Genomic DNA, 3565 nt, shown 5'->3' on the forward strand with positions numbered 1-3565 from the left:
GACAAGGTGGTGCGCCTGATCCGCATCAACGAGTACAAGCGTCGCCAGGCGCCCGTGGGCATCCGCGTGACCCACCGCAGTTTTGGCAAAGACTGGCGCTACCCGATCACCAGCAAGTACCGCGCGTGAGCGCGGCGCGATGCCAAGACCCGGAATCGGATTCGCCTGGAAATGCAGAGGCGCCCAGGGTTGAACCGCGCTGCGAGCGGACCTCCCGCGACGCGTTGGGCATAATGAAATAGACACGCCTTTCCAGCAACGCCCCCCGGAGTCTCCGAATGAAACAAATCACCGCCGTCATCAAACCGTTCAAGCTCGAGGAAGTGCGCGAGGCCTTGGCCGAGCAGGGTGTGACCGGCCTGACTGTGACGGAGGTGAAGGGGTTTGGTCGGCAGAAGGGGCACACCGAGCTCTACCGCGGTGCCGAGTACGTGGTGGACTTCCTGCCCAAGGTCAAGGTGGAGGTCGTGGTCAAGACCGACGACGTGGACCGCTGCGTGGACGCGATCATTCGCGCGGCCCGCACCGGCAAGATCGGTGACGGCAAGATTTTCGTGACCTCGGTCGAGCGCGTGGTGCGCATCCGAACCGGCGAAGAGGACGAAACCGCGGTCTGAGACCCCGGTTGCGCGAGGCTCAGATGGCCTCGATGCGCGGCTCGGGGGCCAGCCCGGCCCACTGCACCAGTTCGGGCAGCAAGCTGGCCGGGTCGCGACCCACACGGATCAGGTCCATCTGCCAGGCGTTCATGAATTGCTGCTCGACGCCCGTGCGCAGAAAGGTTTCGAGGCCGTCGTAGTAGCCGCCCACGTTGAGCAGCCCCACCGGTTTGTCGTGGTAGCCCAATTGGCGCCAGGTCCAGACCTCGAAAAACTCCTCGAAGGTGCCGATGCCGCCTGGCAGGGCCACGAAGGCGTCGGCACGCTCGGCCATCATGCGCTTGCGCTCGTGCATGGTGTCCACCACGTGAAGTTCGGTGCAGCCGTGGTGCGCCCACTCCTTCTCCACCAGGGCTTTCGGGATGATGCCGACCACGCGGCCACCGGCGGCCAGCGTGGCTTCGGCGACCACGCCCATCAGGCCGTTTCGGCCGCCCCCATAGACAAGCTGGCCGCCCCGGCTGCCAATCCATTGGCCCACGGCATGGGCGGTTTCGGTGAAGGCGGGGTGGGCGCCTGGGCGCGAGCCACAGTAGACGCAGAGCGAAAAGGTGGGAGAGGTCATGTGGAACGGGGAAATGTCAGGCCCAGCGGGCCCAAAGGGCGGCGATCCAGATGCCGGCGCACAGCACCAGACTCAGCAGCACGGCCGCGCTGCCCATGTCTTTGGCGCGCTTGGACAGGTCGTGCCACTCGGGTCCGATGCGGTCGATGGCGGTTTCGATGCCGGTGTTGAGAAGTTCGACCACCATCACCAGCACCACCGAGGCAGCCAGCAAGGCCGTCTCGACCCAGGTCTGGCCGAGCCACAACGCAGCCGGGATCATCACGAGCGCAGCCAGGGCCTCTTGGCGGAATGCTGTTTCTCCCCAGCCCGCACGCAGTCCGGCCAGGGAATATCGAAACGCGTGCGCCATGCGCGTGAGACCAGTGCGGCGCTTCTGCGCATCAACGGGTTCTTGTTCTTTCATCTAAAACCGATTCTCAACGCTTGGCGCGCGCGGGGGTAGGGGGTGGGGCCTGATGCACGAGGCGAGTGCCTGCGAGCGCGTCGTGCAGAAACTGGCGCTGTGGATGAAAGCGCGAGAGCAGGGCCCACACCACGATCCAGCCGCACAGCAGCACCGCCAACTCGCCACCAGGCAGTCCCATGAATCCGGAGACCGCCAGCGGCGGCAGCAGCCACAGCCAGGCCAGCAGGTAGCGCAGCAAGGCGCGCGACTGGGTGAGCCCGCGCCCCTGCCGGTCCACGACGCGGATGTGCCAGGTCTTCATGGCCAGCGTCTGGCCCTTGGCCCAGAACCAGGCGAAGTAGATGCCGAACACCACGAAGAGGAAGGCCTGCTGCGCATGCCGGTTGTCCAGGGCATGCCGGGTCTGGGTGAGCGTGGAGAACAGGTAGCCGGCGATGAACACGACGCCGAACATCAGCATGCCCTCATAAAGCCAGCACGCCATGCGGCGGCGCAGCGAGGGCGCCATCAGGCTGGGTTCGGCGCTGGGCAGGGGCGTCGTCGAGGAGGGCGGGGAAACAGGCATGGGACGGGCGCGAAGGCGGCAAGGAAGAGGGGAATTGTCGCATTGCGGCACACGCGGGCGCCTTTTTGCGGCGCCCCATGCAGCCCCGGCTGGAAAAACCTTGCTGCAGTGCGATAATGCCCGCTGCAATTCAAAACAAGGCAAACGGATCAGGGTCCGGCGGGGTATGTGCCCGCTCATGGCCATTGGTCTCAAGTCTCGAAACCGCTCCACAAGAGTGGGTCAAGAGGCACCCAAGGTTTTTCGTCAGAGAAATTCTCGAAAGGTTCATCATGGAAATCACCAAGGCCGAACTGGCCTCGGCTGCCGCCGCCAAAGGCGCAGCCCCTCAAGACCTCCGCGGCGCAGAAATCCTCATCAAGGCCCTTCAGGCCGAAGGTGTGAAGTACGTCTGGGGCTATCCCGGCGGCGCGGTGCTGCACATCTACGACGCTTTCTACAAGCAGAACACCATCCAGCATGTGCTGGTGCGCCATGAGCAGGCCGCCGTGCACGCGGCCGACGGTTATGCGCGCGCCACGGGCGATGTGGGCGTGGCCCTGGTCACCTCCGGACCGGGTGTGACCAATGCGATCACCGGCATTGCCACGGCGTACATGGACAGCATCCCCATGGTCATCGTGACCGGCCAGGTTCCCACGGCCGCGATCGGCCTGGACGCCTTTCAGGAGTGCGACACCGTGGGCATTACCCGCCCGATCGTGAAGCACAACTTCCTGGTCAAGGATGCGCGCGACATGGCGATGGTGATGAAGAAGGCCTTTCACATCGCGCGCAGCGGCCGGCCAGGCCCGGTGGTGGTCGACATTCCGAAGGACGTGTCCTTCAACAAAGTGCCCTACAACGGCTACCCGGACTCGGTGGAGATGCGCTCCTACAACCCGGTGCGCAAGGGCCATGGCGGCCAGATCCGCAAGGCGCTGCAACTGCTGATGTCGGCCAAGCGGCCCTACATTTACACCGGTGGCGGCGTGCTGCTGGGCAACGCCACCAACGAACTGCGCACGCTGGTGGACATGCTGGGCTACCCGGTGACCAACACGCTGATGGGGCTGGGCGCCTATCCAGCCTCCGATCGCAAGTTCCTGGGCATGCTGGGCATGCATGGCACGATCGAGGCCAACAACGCCATGCAGAACTGCGACGTGCTGCTCGCCGTCGGCGCACGTTTCGACGATCGCGTCATCGGCAACCCCAAGCACTTCGCGCAGAACGAACGCAAGATCATCCACATCGACATCGACCCGTCGAGCATCTCCAAGCGCGTCAAGGTCGACATTCCCATCGTGGGGGATGTCAAGGATGTGCTGACCGAGTTGATCAGCATGGTTCGCGAGAGCACCGCGCGCCCCGATGACAAGGCGCTG

The 3565-nt window shown here is 64.7% G+C and carries 6 protein-coding genes; 3 read left to right on the forward strand and 3 right to left on the reverse strand.

From position 1 onward, the window contains the following. Both KIT86_RS24700 and KIT86_RS24705 read left to right on the forward strand, forming a co-directional pair. A partial coding sequence (locus KIT86_RS24700; protein WP_297403342.1) for an NAD+ synthetase occupies positions 1-129 on the forward strand: 129 nt, incomplete at its 5' end. Positions 130-278: 149 nt separating this feature from the next. Next, positions 279-617: a P-II family nitrogen regulator gene (locus KIT86_RS24705; protein WP_066265986.1), complete on the forward strand. Its 339-nt coding sequence runs from the start codon at positions 279-281 to the stop codon at positions 615-617. Positions 618-636: 19 nt separating this feature from the next. On the opposite strand, the gene KIT86_RS24710 is transcribed toward KIT86_RS24705, so the two are convergent. From KIT86_RS24710 to KIT86_RS24720, 3 genes are read right to left on the reverse strand one after another with little or no spacing between them, the layout of a single operon-like run. After that, entirely contained in the window at positions 637-1224 is a 588-nt protein-coding gene (locus KIT86_RS24710) for a TIGR00730 family Rossman fold protein (protein ID WP_297403335.1), read from the reverse strand. 16 nt (positions 1225-1240) lie between these two features. Next, the gene (locus KIT86_RS24715; protein WP_297403337.1) at positions 1241-1630 is read right to left on the reverse strand and encodes a diacylglycerol kinase; all 390 of its coding nucleotides are present in this window, start codon (positions 1628-1630) and stop codon (positions 1241-1243) included. 13 nt (positions 1631-1643) lie between these two features. Further along, complete coding sequence (locus KIT86_RS24720) at positions 1644-2198, reverse strand: RDD family protein (RefSeq protein WP_297403339.1); 555 nt, start codon at positions 2196-2198, stop codon at positions 1644-1646. Positions 2199-2470: 272 nt separating this feature from the next. Between KIT86_RS24720 and KIT86_RS24725 the strand changes: the two genes are divergently transcribed. Further along, positions 2471-3565 (forward strand): thiamine pyrophosphate-binding protein (locus KIT86_RS24725; RefSeq protein WP_297403340.1); only part of this gene is annotated, 1095 nt, incomplete at its 3' end.

Source organism: Hydrogenophaga sp. (assembly GCF_026125825.1).
Taxonomy (GTDB): Bacteria; Pseudomonadota; Gammaproteobacteria; order Burkholderiales; family Burkholderiaceae_C; genus Hydrogenophaga.

Bases quoted from the DNA above. Each gene is read 5' to 3' on its own strand.
- KIT86_RS24705 (WP_066265986.1), top strand. From the start codon at position 279: ATGAAACAAATCACCGCCGTCATCAAACCGTTCAAGCTCGAGGAAGTG.
- KIT86_RS24710 (WP_297403335.1), bottom strand. From the start codon at position 1,224: ATGACCTCTCCCACCTTTTCGCTCTGCGTCTACTGTGGCTCGCGCCCA.
- KIT86_RS24715 (WP_297403337.1), bottom strand. From the start codon at position 1,630: ATGAAAGAACAAGAACCCGTTGATGCGCAGAAGCGCCGCACTGGTCTC.
- KIT86_RS24720 (WP_297403339.1), bottom strand. From the start codon at position 2,198: ATGCCTGTTTCCCCGCCCTCCTCGACGACGCCCCTGCCCAGCGCCGAA.